Here is a 16,746-nt window from a genome sequence, read left to right as displayed (position 1 = left end):
TTTTCCTAACTGTTTAAAATTTCTAACATTTTTTGACCAATTGCATCGGTATCATTAGCACCGATTACTTCATCAGCTGCATTTTTTGCAACTTGAGTAGCATTTGCCATTGCGTATCCCTTAAAAGCACCTTTGATCATTTCTACGTCATTACCACTATCTCCGAATGTGTACAGTTGAGACTCGTTTGTGTTAGTCAACTTCAAAACATATTCTAATCCGGCGAATTTCGAGATTCCTTTACTATTAACATCAACATAAATTGCGTTTGTTAAAAACACCGATTGACGACCATTGATTTTTGCGTTAATCTCATTATAAATTGATTCCGCTTTTTCAATTGGACATCTTAAAGCTAATTGAATTAATTTTGTATCACTAGCGTAGGCAACTTCATCTAATTGTTCTAATGTACGACGATTTAAGTAAGCTAGGTCCATTCTTTCTTCTGGTTTAACTCAGTCAGGATAATCTTTGTCCCCAGATACGAAAGAACCATTGAATGAATCAGTGTCCACAGTAAAAATTAAATCGTGTTTAATTACTGCTTCACGCATGATTTTATATGATTCTAAATCAACAGCACCTAATACAATTTTTGATTTTTTGTTTAAATCGTAAACTAATGCACCATTTGAACAAACTAAGTAATCAAAACCATCAAGTGTACCGTTTTCAATTAATGGTAACACTTTTAAAATTCCCCGTCCGGTAGCAACAATGTTTAAATTATTTGATTCGTGTGCTTGTTTAATAACTTTAGCTGTGAATTCATTAACAGTATTGTCTTTTTTTAATAAAGTTCCATCTAAATCAAAAGCAAAAACTTTGTTGTATGACATTATTTTTTCTTTCTTTTGAGAGTTGGAAATAGTAAAACATCTCTAATAGATTCTTTTTCAGCTAATAACATTGTTAAACGATCAATTCCAATTCCACATCCACCAGCAGGAGGCATTCCATATTCTAAAGCATCAACGAAATCATAGTCAATGTCGCTTGCTTCGTCGTTTCCGCTTTCTTTTTCTTCTAATTGTTTTTCAAAACGCTCTAATTGGTCAATTGGATCAATTAACTCAGTATACATATTAGCGTATTCTTTTGTATTAATGAACAACTCAGCTCTATGTGTAAATCTCTCATCATCCATTTTTGCAGTTAATGGCGAAATTTCAATTGGATGTCCGTAAACAAAAGTTGGTTGAATTAAAGTTTTTTCAATTAATTCTTCAAATAATTCATTAATAATGTGTCCGATTGTAAAGTATTTTTCAATCTTAATGTGGTGTTTTTTTGCTACTTCTAAGATTTGTGCTTCGCTAGCATTTTTAAAGTCTAATCCTGTTGCTTCTGACACTGCCTGCACCATGTCTACACGTGCAAATGGTTTGGTTAAGTCAATTTCAACACCGTTATTCATAACTTTTTCTTTACCTAACTTCTTAGCTAAACGTTTAAATAATTCTTCGGTTCTTTGCATCATACCTTCAAGGTTTGAATATGCTTCATAGAACTCAATCGAGGTAAATTCAGGGTTGTGAGTTGTGTCGATTCCTTCGTTTCTGAAAATACGTCCAATTTCATAAACGCGGTCAATTCCACCAACTAATAATTTTTTAAGAGGAATTTCAGTTGCAATTCTCAAGACAAATTCTTGATCAAGTGCGTTGTGATGTGTTTTGAAAGGACGAGCAGCAGCACCAGATAAATAATCGTGTAAAAATGGTGTTTCAACTTCCATGTATTCTAATTCATCAAAATATCTACGAATTTCAGAAATAATTTTAGTTCTAGTTCAGAATGTTTTTCTGCTTTCTTCGTTCATGATTAAATCAACATATCTGTGACGGTATCTTTCTTCGACATCAACTAATCCATGGAATTTGTCAGGTAAAGGTTTTAATGCTTTAGTTAATAATTCAATGTTGTATGAACGAACCGAAACTTGGTCAGTGTGTGTTTTCATAACAACACCTTCAACATAAATAATATCCCCTAAGTCGAACGTTTCGACAATTTTAGCTAATTCAGCATTTTCTTTTTTATTAAAGTAAACTTGCATTCTTCCGTGATAATCTTGAATAACGATAAATGGACCTCTCATTGTCATAATACGTCCACTTAAGTTCACAGGAAACGCTTTTTCTTCTAACTCTTCACGTGTATATTCTTGATATTTTTTAGTAATATCATCGCTGTAACTTAATTCTTTTAAATCATCAGCATTTTTAAAAGCTTTTACATTATTTTCTTTATAAAAATCTAATTTTTTACGTCTTACTAATTCTTGTTCAGTATATTTAGACATTTTTTCTCCTTGCGTTTTTTGCTTAAAAAATGTATTTTTTAATAATAATTAAATTTTAAAGAATTAATCAAATTTTTAAAGCAAAACAAGTCCGAAAATGCCTATATTGCGCTAATATGTCCACATCACACAGTTTGATTGTCCCATCTTAGCCGGGGACAATTTAAAAAAGAAAAAAGTCCCCCGATCAAGCAGGGACTTTCAAACGATAAATTTGTGGTTACATTAATAAACTTCAGAAGGATGTTTTGGATTTGAATTCACTTCAGTTCCAGTAATTTTCCCTTCTTTAACATACACTATTCTGTGTGCAATTTTTTTAATATCAGGATCGTGTGAAACCATGATAATTGTGGTTCCGTTTTGCTTATTAATATTAAATAGAGAAGTTAAAACAATTCTACTTGTCGCTTCATCAAGTGCCCCAGTGGGCTCATCAGCAAAAATAATATCAGCATTCTTTGATAAAGCTCTTAAAATAGAAACACGCTGTTGTTGTCCTCCTGACATCTGTGAGGGATATTTATCCATGATGTCTTCTATTTCGTATTCTTTGAACATTTGTTCAATGTCTTGTTTTTTGGTCTTATCTTTTTGTAAATAAGCTCCAGTTTCCACGTTATCGTAACCAGTTAAATTTTGTAGCAAGTTGTAATTTTGGAAAATAAATGAAACATTTTTTCTTCTAAACTGAGTCAACTGATTATCGCTTAAATATGGTAAATTAGTGTCATTTACGATAACTTGTCCATTACTTGGACGATCGAGTCCACTAATTAAGTTTAATAAAGTCGATTTACCAGAACCACTCTTACCAAAAATAACAATAAATTCACCTCTTTTGATTTCAAGATTTGCACTCTCTAAAACTTTAGTAATTGTGTTACCTGTTAAATAATATTTGCTGACATTGACTACGTCCACAATATTACCGGGTTCATTTTTTAATTTGAAATTCTCATCTTTTTTACGTTTTTTGTTTGAAGCTTTTTTTAGTTTTCTAACAATTCATTGACTAACATCTTTTTGTTGTTTTTCTTTTTTTGATTCTAAATATTCGAATACATTATTTACGTTTACTTTAGACTCTTCGGGATTTTTATTCTTTTTAAAAAACATTATTTTCCTTTCAATAAATCAATTGCTTTAATTTTGTTTATATATCTTCAAACTAATAACGAAGTTGCTAAGAAAATCACCATTACCACACTAAGAGTGATAAACACGTTTCAGACCGTGATTGAAATAGGTATTGCTAGACCAGATATTGCGATTAAGATTCAACTGAAGAAGCTGATAATACCGTACGCAATCGGGATAGCGAATAAGATTGAGATGAGAATAAAAGGTATAAAGATTGAGAAGAACATAATCAATTTTTCTTTTTGAGAGTATCCTAGAATTGTTCAAATTGCTATATTTTTCTCGTTTTCACCAATAATAATTGTTGATAAGATAATCAAAATTACTATTGTAATAATGAAGCTTAAGATAATAATTGAAGTTACAATTGTTTGAACCGTTGAGCTAATTGTTTTAGCAAATCCAACTTGAATGTCTTTTGAATCAATTGTGTTTGCAATGAGACTTAATACTTGATTATCGTATACTTTTGAGAACTTATCAATTGAAATATATGGTTCTGCTCTCGAAATTTCAAGTTGTTTTTCATAGGTTAATGATGAATTAGGATTTAAGAATTTGACAATTTTACCATCAGATCAACCTTGTAATTTCAATAGTCCCTGTGGACCAAATAAGTTGTCAAAAATTTGTTGTTGTTCATTTAGATTCATTGTTGATGTATCTAAATTAGAAAGAGCTGGTCAGTAGCCACTTGGAGAATATAACGACACCGAACTTAAAAGTTGTTGAGGGAATTTTGATGATGACAAGATACCGTTAAATGGAATACCATCTTTAAAGTTTAAGGTATCTAAACCTGTTAATTTATCCGCTCATCTTTTTGCAATTAAGAATTCAGTATTAATATAGGTTGGATTAATACCAACAACTTTAAATTCAGTTGCTGAATTATTTGCATTTGGAATATTTAATAATTCATTCATTTTATTGGTATATCTGTCCACAGTGTTTAAAACGTTACCTGTTAAAATGTCCCCTTTGGTCAAGTTGTATTTCTTAGCCGCAATGACGTTTACCACTAATGGAACATATTTACCATCAATTAAGTCAGTATTTAATTTCTCTAAAAGATTTTCAGAATTACGAGCAATTAATTTAACTTTTTCGGAATTTGAAGCGTATCCATACATGTTAATCGTTTCAAATTGATCTTTAGAGTTTTTGAATTCAACTGTTGCGTAGCTAAATTTCTCATCTTCACTACTGTCAAAGTAGATACCACCAAATCCAATTAAGAAGTCTTTTAAATCAGATGTTGCTCTTAATTTGTTGTATGCACTAATTAAGAACTCTCTAAATTCATCACGTTTGAATGTTGTTGTAATTTGTGAAATTGCATACTCTTTTGTGAAGCTATCATATTCGTAGTACACAAACTTAGATAAACTAGGATTATTTCGATTAATTAAGAAATGGAAAAATCCTTTTGTCTTTGTTGTATTTTCAAAGTCTAAGGTACCATCTTCTTTAATATAAACTCCATCTTGTGTCCCCTCAAGTGCAATTCCTAATTTATTACGTAATTCGTTAATTCTTGATTTTTGCGAATCAGGCATTTGGTTATACGTAATTGCTCATGGATCTATACTAATTGATGAATCCACAGTTACATTTACTGCAAACTGAGTAATAATGTGTGCAGTAAAATCATCAGGATTACCATTTTTGTCAGGGAATGCATTTAATATGCTTGAGTGTCCCGGTTTGAAGTAATCGTAGGCCGCGGTACGGATTTCAATCGAGTCCCCAACTGGGACATATAATGAATTTTCAAGGTTGTCATAATTATACGTATTTAACGGACCACCTTGACGTGTAGGTGTAAATAAATCGTAACGGAAATTGTAATTTCTATTTTGGTAGGTATAATCAACACTCTTATCAAACACCTTAAAGGTGGAAATACCAAAAATAATCGTAATACTTGTTAAGATAATACTAAATCCAAACGAAATTAATTTTCAAAAACTTCCGAATAATAATAATGCAGAGAAACGTGTAGTTACACGTGATTTTTTAAATAATGAGTGTCATTTGTTACGTAAATTACCAATTCTAATTTCGTTAATTCCACTCATTAAGTCGATTGCTTTATATCTTAATGACTTAAGTGCAATTAAAATAATTAACACAGACATTCCAATTAAAGGAAGAATAATTGTAACCAAGAAACTGGTAATACTAAACACGTTAGGAACAGTTGGAAGCGTTCAGTAACTATCTAATACCCGCATTGCAGCTGTTTGACTAAAATGTCCAACTAAGTATCCTAAGATTCCCCCTCCAACGGTCACGAATGTAGCAAAAGCTGTAAGTGATAAAGCAATCTCAAATGATGAATAACCTTGAGCAAGTAAGATTCCAAGTACTTTATTTTTGTTCGAAATGTAACGTCTAATAATGAAAATAATCGATACAGCAACAATTGCAACAAGTAAAGCAAGAATCAATCTACTTGAGTTGTAAATTGAATTAATAATTCCTGAAACAACTGAAACTCTTAATGATCTTTCTGGATTCAACACGTCTAATTCATCAGTTAAATAAACTCTTCGAATCTTAGTTGAGTTCATTAATAAATCTTGAACTTTTTCTTCAAATTCATCACGTAATTCGGCACTTGATTTTGAAGTGCTGTTTTTTACTAATAAATAGTTTTTAACGTTATTACTTTGGTGAGCAAAACGAATTCTATCGAATCCCTCTTGGTTTACATAAACAATACCTTGGTTTTTAGTATTAACTTGAAGGTTATTTTCGTCAATAACTGGATATAAGTAGTCCACAGTAATGTCTTCACCAATAATGATGTATTTTATTCCATTAACATTTAGAAGATATTTTTCATCCATTCTCTCAATTAATTCGTTAAGTTTAATTGGATCTTTTGGTAATTCACCACTGTAAATCGATTTATTATTTTTTAATAAATAAGCATAGTTTACTTTTGCAACATAAGCTGAATCAGAGTTGTAACGCAAGAATTTCGAATCATAACTAATTGGAGAAATTGTATCGATTGCACTATAAAGCAATTTACCTAAATCAACACCAAAGAAGTTATATTTGTGTTCTTTTGCATTATCTGAATTAACTAAACGAGCAAAATATTCATCGTCTAAAATAATATTTAATGTGTCCTCATTTTCGAAAAGAGGGAAGATTGGATTTAAACCAGTTTTATTGAAATATGAATATCATTCATACATTTCTTCTTTACTTTGATTTGCTAACTCTTCAAAATTGATTGTCTTATTCATTATTAAATAAGCTAAATTCGCAATATTTCTCGGTTGAGTTGTATAAGAATTAATATCTGCTAAAAATCAAATTAAAGTTTGTGGAATAAATGAAATAAATAATGGATTAGTCATCATTTCAGGTACACCAATAAATGATAGTCCACTAATTCCGTCAATGCTTTCAGTCACTTTAAGCAATAAGCTAGGATTGTTTTTGAATGACTCTCATGATCCTAAAGTGTTAATTAAATTAAAAGCAAGAATTGAATATAGACCTTTGTATTGATATTGTGAACCTAAAATTGCTAATTCTTTTTCTGTGTAATAGTAATAGTGATCTGAATCTGCAACTAATGACAATGTCGCACTAATGTCTAATTGATTTTTCTCAATAAAGTCTTTAAATAAAGGATTTAGTGCGATAAATGCTCTTAAGTCAGCATTTAGATAATCGCCTTTTGAATCTCTCGCAAAGAATAAATTGCTCATTTTTTGCGGATCAATCATTGAACGCGAAACAGCAAAATCTGTTTCTTCATATTTTAAAATGTTATGTGAATCATGACGAAGTAATTCAGGAGAATTAAAGTAATCAATAATTGATTTTTTATTTGCAAAACTTAATAAATTAAGTGCAAATGTTTGTTTGATACTTCAATCAATTTCTGGATTTCAAGCGAATAATCTAACTCAAATTTTAAAGAAAGGATAAATTTCTTCACCATAAGAGAAGTTATTTTTTGGTTGGAAAGGAATAATTGTTTGAAGTAGTGAATGTAATGCATTTCAGTATGAATTACCTTCGCTATTTACGAAAACATTGAAGATTTGCCCAATGTCCCCTAGGGACAATTTATCTTGAATCTTAAATGTTTTGGAATTATTTTGGAAAAATGCAAAGAATTCACTAATTGCTTGAATTTTGCTTTGCACTTCAGTGATTTCTTTATTTTCAAGGTAAATTTTATTTGGATCAATATCGAATCATGAATTTAAGAAATTACGTTCTTTTTCGCTTAATTGACTTAATTTATAGGCATCTGTAGCTTTTTTCAATTTAGCTTGAATGTTTAATAATGTTAAGTAATTGTCTTCAAATTCATTATTGACCACAACTGCGTTTGCATCCCTCTCAGTTGTTTTTTCAGTTATTAATGAAAAATTACTTATTAAGTCAAAAATGTCTAATTTATTTTCATCAGGGCTGGGGAATATTATTTTATTTTGATCATCAATATTAATTACCGAACCTTTGTCCGATAAGTTAAACATATCAATTAAGTTTTGTTTAAAAATCTTGTTAGCCCCAGGGGTACTGAATAATGATTTTAAGAATGCTTGTAGAATGTCCACACTATTAAATGTGTAAGCTGCACGTTGAACTTGGTTATAAAATGCTTTATCTTGACTCTCATTGTACTCCAAAATTGTATTAGTGAAAGTTTGCAATTTTAGAGAGTTTTTGAGTGATTCAGTGAAAATCTTTAAGTCAATTAATTTAATAATATTTTTAACTCCATTAACCACATTTAAAAACGGTTGATCCGCTGGATTAGGTTTGTTGATTTCTTCAAAAAGATTAATAACCACTTTACGCATGTTTTGTGGTAACATTCATAAAATTTTATTAATAATAGTTGCTTTATTGGTATTTTCTAAATCAAATGATAAATCAATATTTTCAATTATTTTAATTAAAACTGATTTAAAGTTGTTTGGATAAATCGACTCTAAGAATCAAGTAAATAATTGTATTGAACTTAACTTAATAATTCAAGTTTTATCATCTTTAGTGATTGATTTATTGTATTCCTTACTAATAAAATCATTAATTTTTTCAGCGAATGATTTTCAATCAACTGAAGCAACTAATTCACTTAATTGATCTAAAAGAGCAATTGGATCTTTAAAGAAGTTAGCAAACAATTCTTTAGGTAAAACAAGTGATAAATCACTACCACTTAAGTCCTTGATGAAAGTTAATAAATTACTAAACTGTTCTTCAAGATATATCTTTTGTTCTTCTACTGTTCCTTTGGTTAATAAAATGTTTTTTAAATTATTTAATACATCACTAACTAAAGTTGAAAAGTAGTCACCGCTAGATGTATGCGTTAAATAATAAAGAGCATCAAAACCAATTAAAGGAAAGATATTAGCTTTAATTTTTCCGTTTGCAAAAAGTGTAGTTAATTTATTTTTATTTGAACCATATTTTCCAGCTTCGACTATGTTATAAACGTTTTCTTTACTTAATAATCCGCTTTTTACTAAATCAGAGTTTAATAAGAATTTTTGAACCACATCAAACATTCCATTAATTGTTCCGAACTTAATTGCTTCATTAATAATGTCTAATGATGGTGTTCTTCAACCTAAAATAATTGAATTTAAGTTTTGGAAAGTTGGATCTACATCTGCTCATCCGTTAGGGTTTAAATATGAATATCTAACTGTAATATTTTTTGCTTTAAAGATTTCAAATACTTCTTCTAATGTAAATGATGTTTTATTTGTGTTACTAAAGACCGCTAATTCTCAACCATTGTTTGGACCAATTTGCGGTGTTACAAAAATATATTTATCTTTGTAAGTAGTAATCCCTAAATTATTAAATTTATTTACTTCTAAACCAGCTTGTCCTTTGGTAAAATCAGCTAATTTAAGAATTTTCTTTTGTGTGTATCCTTCTTTTTCACCATTTTCAGGATTAATGGTAGTTAATTTATCATAAATTATGTCTAATTTAATGTATTGGTTATTTGTCGATAAGTTTTTAAAAATATATTCAACAATTTTGTAAGCAATATATGGTGATAATTCATTTGATTTAAAGAATGAATTAGTTGAGTCAGCAATGTCGTTGATCCCAGTAGGGTACTTTTCTTCGTTGTAAAGTGTCCCAACATTTAGCTCAACACCTTGAACTTTTTTGTTTTTGTCCCCAACATTGACAAAGTTAAAGACATTTTTCTCGTTAGTTTCTGCATTAACTGAATCAACGGTGATATTTTCTCTTAAACCGATGTTTTTGAGTCCCACCTCAGCCTTAACAAAATCTAAAATTTTGGTCTTAGTAATAGTTAAAGCACCTTTTTTAATTGCTTGAATCCGTTCTTCTTTTACGTGGCTATCAGTTAGTGGTGCAAACGCATCATCAATTTTGTTATTACTAATTTCTTCAATTTCTAAAATGCTACGTGGTGCACTCAAGGTGTATTTCTCTGCAATACTTGGTTTGATTTGATTTTCAAAATTGTAATAAGAAAGTGGATGTAACAATTCTTCTTTTGCAAGAGAAACAGTTAATTCTGTTTTGTTTTTATTACCTAATTCATTACCTTCTTCATCAAAATATGTATTATAAGTAATGATTGTTTTAAATCAATATGAAAAATCTGAAACATCTTTTGGCAACTTCTTATCTGGTGAGTTTTGAATCAGTGATTCCATATATTCTTTATATGAACCGGTTCATTTATTTGAATTTACCTTGTCAAAAGTTGTGGTGTAGTGTAAACGATTAAATAAATTATATGTTTCTGATTTTGCAACTCAAGAAGTAGGTATAGAATATTTAACTTCTGGTTCAAAAGTAATTAATTGATCTAAACTTAAGTTTAAGTCCGAACTTACAAAGTTTTTTAAAGTAAAGTTGTCAACTATTTTATAATCTGAAACTTCATCTGCAAATTCTTTAATTAAGAATGTTTGTCCTAAATGTTCTTTATTTGTGACAAAATAAGAATTCAATTCACTTTCTAAACTGAATTTACTTAAGAATTTATTTGGTTCAATCTTAATTGCTTTTGATTCATCTTCTCATTCACGACCTTTGATTAAATTAAAGGTTGCTTCTTTTGTAAAAACGTTGATGTATAGAGTTGAGAACTGACTTAAAACAATATTTTGATTTTCTAATTGGTGAACATTCGCAATATCACTCAATTTATATTGCTTATCAAAGTGAATTTCTGAATTTAAGTCAATACTTAGTTGATTTTTTTTGATTGAATAAGTATTATCTTCGTGTTTTTCGTATAAATAAAATCTATAAGGACGACGGACACTGAAGCTGCTGTCGATATTTTTTAAGTCGAAATTAAGTGATGAATTATCATTTGAATTTTGGAAAATGTTATAAAGCTTTAAAAAATCTTCTTTTTTAACAAAATATGAATTTAAAACGTCGCTTTTAAGATTAAAATCTGCAACACTAACATAATCTGATTCAATTTTCTTTGGATCAATAATGTAATTAACTTTATAAAAGTTATCATTTTCAATATAACTTAAAGCTTTATTATAATATTTTGAAGCGTCTGGAGAATATTGATCGATATCATTAACATAGAATCCATCATTATATGCAGATCCATCCGAATGCACGTTTAAGTCAATTGTTAAATCATGCAATTTGGACACTTTGCTATATTTGTTGAATTGATTTGACATCGATTTGGTCATATCAACCATCAGAGTAAAAACTCCTGAAGTTAAAAATACCAAGATTGTCAATCCTGCTACAACAATTTTATTTTTAGAGATAGATTTAAATGTTTCCTTAAATAAATTTCACATATTACATCCTCGTTCTTATTATTAAATATATTTAATAATTTTATAATATTCTGTTCTTTTGTCGTGAAATTTAAAAAAACTCAAGCATTAAAAACTTGAGTTTTGAAAACTTAATAAAAAACGAATAAAGCGAATAGTCCAAAAAGTAAAATGAAAAAAATGAAATAAATAATAGGTTGTAAATAACTTTTTGGTCTTTTTTTCAAAATAATATTATTGTCTAATAATTGTTGATTTCTGTATTTGAGTTCCTTTTTCTTTAAATGATTATCAGTGCAGAAAACAATTATGAGTAACAATGTCGAAATTAAGGTAGGGATTGCAATTAAACCTAATGTCGAGATCGCTGTGAGTGCAGCAGCCGACTTGCTAGGATTATCTAAACCAAAATGTGGACTACTTAACAAAATTTCTTTGTAAATCATTTTTGCAAAATAATCAGCCGTCCCAGTCCCCCCGGGGGTGATTGAAATTGAATTCGCACTCTTAATCAAAATACTTGATGAAGTCATATTGAAGTATCAACCACCTATTAAATTATCTTGCAATAAATGAGCTGATTTTGCAAAAATCGCCGCTGGTCAAATCAATCACACAACAAACTTGTAAAAAAGTAATTCAGGGAATAGAATTTTCTTTTTAAAAATCAAATTCAGTCCATGTTTGATTTGATAAAACTCATACTTATATTTTGTATAAATTAAACGAGTGTCAAATGAACCGGTAATTGGTAATCATTCAATTAATCAAATTACAAAAGATAAGAATTTTCTTTGTAAATATAAATTCATCGAAACAACCAAGAAAATAGTTGCTACAGCTGTATCAAGGACCAAACCTAAAACTAAAAAGGTTAAAAATCAAACAGTTTCATTATTCATTTTTTTAAAGAAATCTCAGTAAAAATAGATTCCGATTGGTACAAATATTAGAACTAATAAAATGTTAACGATTTGTCAAAAAAATGTATTAACTATGATCGCAGATAATAAAGTTGAGTTTTTAACACCTCTTTTTTTCAAATATCAATAAGTCGCAATGTCTCCACCAATAGATTTAGGAGTAATATTTTGTGCAACTATACCTAAAACATTTGCAATAAAAATATCTAAAAATTTCGCTTTTTCATTTTGTACGTGAATTGCTTTTTTAATTATTAATGAGTTAAAAAATACGACAATAAGAAAGTATAAACAAATAAATGCAAAACCTGCTCTAGTATAGATATCCGTGTTCACAACTCTTCATAAAGTTGACAATGTTTTAGAAATATTGGTATTACCAATTCTTCCTGATTTATCTATATTATAGACCGAAAAAAATAAAAACACAAAAATACCAATGAATATCAAAATGAAGAAAAAGTATTTAAAAATTTGCTTTGTCATGTTTTTCTTGTTTCCGGTTTTATTCATAAAATCTAGAACAGATTCATTTAAATATTTTTCCTTAATAATTGCATTAATTTCAGAGTTTTCTTCTTTATTTTTTTGTACAACGTTGGTCAAAATTTCAATTTTTTGCTTTATATGTGAATAAGAAATTATTTGGTAATTACCATTAAAAAGGTGATTTTCATTAAGTGGTCTTTTGTTGATTGAAAATCTTCATATTCGATTAAATTGACAATTTTTTCATCACCAAAAAATTTTGCATTTTTAATTTTTCTTAAAAATTCAATTGCGGATTCATAGTCTATTTCGATACTTTTTTTGGTAAATATTGTTCAATCATAATTTCGTTTAATATTTAATAATTTATCAATTAATGTTAAATTATTTTTCTTATAAACTCAAATCATATCAATTAAATCCAAAGTAAATTGAATTGAATCGAATCAATTGGTAAATGAATCATATGGTATAAATTCATTCTCATGGTTAAATGCAAAAATTAAATTTTTTTGACCATTTTCATTAATTATTTGTTTTAAATTGCATTCAGAAGTGTATTCAAAAACTCGAATATTATTTCTTTGTGCAAATTGATTTATCAAAGTGCTTGTTTTTACTGATTTAACAATGTATGAATTAGGATTCAGTTCAATTTTATTTTCGTTTACCAAATAATCTAAATATAAAATTGCAATTTCATCTGTCTTTAAAAATTTGTAAACACTTTTTTCTTTTGGTGAAAAATTAAAACCTGTTTTATTTTTGTTAAAAATAAAAGTGGCATCATATTTTTTTAAGAAACTGTAAATTTTATTTTTCTTAAAATATTTAAAATCAGAAGCATTATCAATTCTTTTGTTGTTTTGAATTTCGTCATATTTAAAGGATAAATTGTTGAAAATGCCTTTAATATAGTCATCTTTGTCGGTAAAACTAAATAAGAAATTTATCTCTTTATCATATAAAAGTTTATATTTGCTAATTAAATAACTTTGATATTTTATGTAACTAATATCGTAATTTCAATCGATCGAATTTCGTGGTATATCAAAATTTAAGTAATCAAAATTACTTAACTCTTTCTCAATTTCATTAATAATTTCTTGACTTAATAAGTTTTTTTCATTACTTCAAAAGGATATTTCAAAATTTGTTTTATCAGGATCTAAAAACTTAAAATTGATACAATAATCGTATTTATTTTGCGAGTTAGCGTATTCTCAAAGATAAAACGGTACTTTTTTGTCGTCCTTAAAACGTGAAAGTTGAAAGTCATTTCTATTCAAAATTCTTGAAAAAATATTCAAATATAAGTCCGAAATATAACTCTTATCGTCATTTACAAAAATTTTTGCATTAGGTTTTATTCTTTTTATAACCTTGGAAAATGATTCTGCTAAACCAACAATTGTATGTTCATTAAAAAATATTGTCCCAACACCTGTTGGTGCAGAAATTTTATTTAAATTAAACTGCAAAGAACTCGAAAATGCGAGTTCAAGATCGTTTTTAAATTTATTGAAATTAATTGAAGCTAATTTTCGTACAAAAGATGAATCGTTAGATGTTGAATTTGTTCATTTTTTTAAAATATTATTTATATTCATTTTTTCACCTTTTTTGCAAGATATTAGTTTAAAGAAATTAAGATTATTTTTTCTGAACCATATTCACTAAAAATTCTTGAATTTCTTTACTTGCTTCATAGATAATCGCATGTCCTTTATTTTTTAAAACTAATGATTTTGATTCAAAATTATTTAATTTTTCGAGTGATTCAATTTGCACATAATGATCCTTATCACCAGTGATAATAAAATAATTATCTCCTTGAAATAAAGGACTAATATTTTTAGAAAGGTAATTTTTATTTAAGATTTGTTGATTAACCATATTCTCAAAATTTATTTTTCTTCGCTCAATTACTGACATAACTTTTTCTGCATATTGCACAGCACCTTTTTCAATAATTGGATTAATTTCACCAAAAAGATTTAAAAAAGATTCTTTAGCGTCGTTAATATTTGATGGTATTAATCATTTTTTGAGATTGTTAAATTCACTAATATCATCAATTAAATGTGGATTAAATGGAGCGAGTAAAACAACTTTTTTAACTTTTTTACAGTGTTTTTGAACATATAAAACACTGGCCGAACCAAGCGAATGAGAAACTAAATAAATTTCTTTTTCTGCGACTAATATTTTGTTTACAAACTCTAAAAGTAGATTTTGAAAATCTTCAATTAGAATATGTCTATCTGTTGATGATAAACCTGAACCAGGTAAATCTAAAGATGCAAAACGGAAATTTTTATTTTCAAATTCTTTAAATCTAAAAAATGTTTTTTGAGTATCAGCAAAACCGTGAACAAATAAAATAACTGGTTTGTCTAAATTGTCAATTTCGTAAGTGTAATTAATTTTAAACCCTAAAATTTCAGTATTCATTATTTACCAAAAACTAAGTTAGCTATTTCTTCAGGTTTTAAACTACCAAAGTATTCTTCAAAATTGTTAGAATCATTTAATTTATTTAAAAAGTCTAAAAATTCTTCTCTGTCGTAATTCTTTCCGATAATTAATTCACTAACTTCTTCAACATTTTTTTTACTTAAAAAGTCACCTTCGAAAGCAAAATCTTTAAATTTATCATTTTCAACTGTATATTTAACTTTTATAATTCCACCAGCAAATTTATCAACGTTTTCAGCCATGAAATTAGGGTTTTTACCATAAATTCACTCATGACTTTTACGGATATCTGACAATTCTTTTAATTGTTTAGTGTATTTTTGTGTTGGAATTTCTTCATAAGAAGCTCCGTAATTTTCAACAAAGAATTTAATTAAACGATCAATAAATTCATCAACTTTCATTGAATAATTTAACTCTTTTGCAATGTTTGTAACTCTTTGTCTAATCGATTGGATTCCTTTTGATTGAATTTTTAATTTACTTGGATTTAAAGCGTTTGATAATTTTGATAAATCCACATCAAAAAGCAACGTACCGTGTGAAACTATTCTGTTTTTGTGAATAAATTGTGCATTTCCACTGATTTTTGCTCCGTTACATAAGAGGTCATTACGACCATGGAAAACAGCATTTAAACCTAAAGAATTTAAAAAGTCAATAATTGGTTTTAAAAATCTTTCATAACCACCTTTTTTGTCATAATCTGTGATAAATGAAAAATTAATATTTCCTAAATCGTGATATACTGCTCCTCCACCACTAATTCTGCGTGCTAACTCGATTTTATTTGCTTCAACATAATCACGTTTAATTTCTTCATAAGCATTTTGATTTTTACCAATAATAACTGCATTATCATGTTGGTAAATCATTAATATATCACCACTCATTTCAGGATCTTTTGTAATAAGTTCTTCGTAACTTAAAGTAATATATGGTGATGTTTCTTTAACTCTATAAATTTTCATATTTTAATTATATTCTTCTCTTACTAAACCAGTATTTAATTTTAAAAATGTGGAATCATCAAAATCATGATTTTCCACTAAATTGCATTAATAAAAATAATTTTCTTATTTTGAAAATATACATAATTGTATCTGTAATAAATACAATTTTAGCGAGGTAGTCTTGAATAATATTAAATTTTTAGTTGCTATTCATATCCTAATAATGCTTTCTGAATCACCAGATAAGTTAACATCAGAAAAAAATAGCAAAAAGTATTAACACTAATCCGAGTTTTGTGCGAAAAATAATTACATTACTTGTTAAAGCGAATGTAATTCAGAAAAGCATCAGTTCAAATGGTTATACATTAAACAAAGTTGCTAACGGTAGATCAAGAAAAAATAATCTTAAAACTTTTATAAAGTTAGCTGTCCCCGGGGACAATTTAAAAAAATAAAAAATTTTTAAAAAAATATTTGGTCTTTTTTAAATCCATGTTAAAATAATATCAGTGGTTATAGCAAGAGGGATCACCTGAATCCATTCCGAACTCAGTAGTTAAGCCTCTTAGTGCCGACGATAGCCGAAAGGTGAAAATAGGGCGCCGCTTTTTTTTATTTCTTTTTTTACAAAATGAATAAGAAAA

The 16,746-nt window shown here is 27.9% G+C and carries 9 protein-coding genes and 1 rRNA gene; 2 read left to right on the top strand and 8 right to left on the bottom strand.

Annotation, left to right across the window (positions count from 1 at the left end):
• Window positions 1-5 precede the first annotated feature (5 nt).
• From BLA55_RS01245 to BLA55_RS01210, 8 genes are all read right to left on the bottom strand, one after another.
• Window positions 6-842 carry an HAD family hydrolase gene (locus tag BLA55_RS01245; protein WP_073372303.1) on the bottom strand — a complete coding sequence of 279 codons (837 nt, stop codon included), beginning with the start codon at window positions 840-842 and terminating at the stop codon, window positions 6-8.
• Complete coding sequence (gene lysS / locus BLA55_RS01240; protein WP_073372302.1) at window positions 842-2,308, bottom strand: lysine--tRNA ligase; 1,467 nt, start codon at window positions 2,306-2,308, stop codon at window positions 842-844. The genes BLA55_RS01245 and lysS overlap by 1 nt, the downstream gene beginning before the upstream one ends.
• A 225-nt stretch (window positions 2,309-2,533) precedes the next feature.
• Window positions 2,534-3,427 (bottom strand): ABC transporter ATP-binding protein, encoded by an 894-nt coding sequence (locus BLA55_RS01235; RefSeq protein WP_073372301.1) that lies wholly within the window; start codon window positions 3,425-3,427, stop codon window positions 2,534-2,536.
• Window positions 3,427-11,277 carry an ABC transporter permease gene (locus tag BLA55_RS01230; protein ID WP_073372300.1) on the bottom strand — a complete coding sequence of 2,617 codons (7,851 nt, stop codon included), beginning with the start codon at window positions 11,275-11,277 and terminating at the stop codon, window positions 3,427-3,429. Before BLA55_RS01230 ends, BLA55_RS01235 begins: the two co-directional genes overlap by 1 nt.
• A gap of 110 nt (window positions 11,278-11,387) precedes the next feature.
• Entirely contained in the window at window positions 11,388-12,785 is a 1,398-nt protein-coding gene (locus tag BLA55_RS01225; RefSeq protein ID WP_073372299.1) for a lysylphosphatidylglycerol synthase transmembrane domain-containing protein, read from the bottom strand.
• 35 nt (window positions 12,786-12,820) lie between these two features.
• Window positions 12,821-14,278: a hypothetical protein gene (locus BLA55_RS01220; RefSeq protein WP_073372298.1), complete on the bottom strand. Its 1,458-nt coding sequence runs from the start codon at window positions 14,276-14,278 to the stop codon at window positions 12,821-12,823.
• 43 nt (window positions 14,279-14,321) lie between these two features.
• Window positions 14,322-15,122, bottom strand: a complete 801-nt coding sequence (locus BLA55_RS01215; protein ID WP_073372297.1) for an alpha/beta fold hydrolase — start codon at window positions 15,120-15,122, stop codon at window positions 14,322-14,324.
• The gene (locus tag BLA55_RS01210) at window positions 15,122-16,117 is read right to left on the bottom strand and encodes a lipoate--protein ligase (RefSeq protein ID WP_073372296.1); all 996 of its coding nucleotides are present in this window, start codon (window positions 16,115-16,117) and stop codon (window positions 15,122-15,124) included. Before BLA55_RS01210 ends, BLA55_RS01215 begins: the two co-directional genes overlap by 1 nt.
• A 278-nt stretch (window positions 16,118-16,395) precedes the next feature.
• On the opposite strand from BLA55_RS01210, the gene BLA55_RS04265 reads away from it, so the two are divergent.
• Window positions 16,396-16,557: a hypothetical protein gene (locus tag BLA55_RS04265; RefSeq protein ID WP_167542424.1), complete on the top strand. Its 162-nt coding sequence runs from the start codon at window positions 16,396-16,398 to the stop codon at window positions 16,555-16,557.
• 50 nt (window positions 16,558-16,607) lie between these two features.
• Window positions 16,608-16,713, top strand: a 5S ribosomal RNA gene (rrf, locus tag BLA55_RS01205).
• Window positions 16,714-16,746 lie beyond the last annotated feature (33 nt).

Origin of the sequence: Mycoplasmopsis pullorum, assembly GCF_001900245.1 — a bacterium.
Taxonomy (GTDB): Bacteria; Bacillota_I; Bacilli_A; order Mycoplasmatales; family Metamycoplasmataceae; genus Mycoplasmopsis; species Mycoplasmopsis pullorum.
Note: the sequence above shows the minus strand (reverse complement) of the source record. Positions and strands in the feature narration are given on the sequence as shown.